1 protein-coding gene is annotated in these 558 nt (G+C 65.8%); it reads right to left on the reverse strand.

Annotated features, from left to right (window positions below; all coding sequences use genetic code 11):
* Nucleotides 1–128: 128 nt before the first annotated feature.
* On the reverse strand, nucleotides 129–558 hold a 430-nt coding region (locus DAI20_RS20070), incomplete at its 5' end, for a DUF2059 domain-containing protein (RefSeq protein WP_108252912.1).

Here is a 558-nt window from a genome sequence, read left to right on the forward strand (position 1 = left end):
GGTTCCAGAAGGCGCTGGACCTGTTTGGCTGGCACCAGGACCTGTAGAGCCGAGCCCACGCTCGGCTGCGCTTCACGGCGCTGCGCGCCGCCGCCCGAGCATGGGCTCGGGCGCTACGGAAATCCCGGTCACTTCTTTTCCGGCTCGTTGACGATCGCTTCCAGGTCCTTCTGCAGGTCCGCGAACAGCGGCTGCATGCGGGCCTGGATGGCCACCATCACGTTCTGCATCAGGGCCGGGGTCTTGTCCAGCAGGCTCTGGCCGGCCGCGCTCTCGTAGAACTCGGCCATCGCCAGCACGTCTTCCTTGCTGAAGGTCTTCTTGTACAGGTCCACGTACATCGGCCGCAGCTGCTGCCACGACAGGGCCTGGCGAAGGGTCTGGCTGGTCCGCGCCTGGATCCGCTTCAGCTGTTCCTGCTGCTGGGCATTGAGCTGGCGCTGTGCGGCCACCTGCTGGAACTGCTGCTGCTGCATTGCCTCGATCTGCGGCAGCATGGTGTCGATCATGCTCTGCGCCCGCGACGCGGACAGCAGGCGGTTGATGTCGCCATCGGTC

This window comes from Planctomonas deserti (assembly GCF_003067705.1).
GTDB classification, from domain to species: domain Bacteria; phylum Actinomycetota; class Actinomycetes; order Actinomycetales; family Microbacteriaceae; genus Planctomonas; species Planctomonas deserti.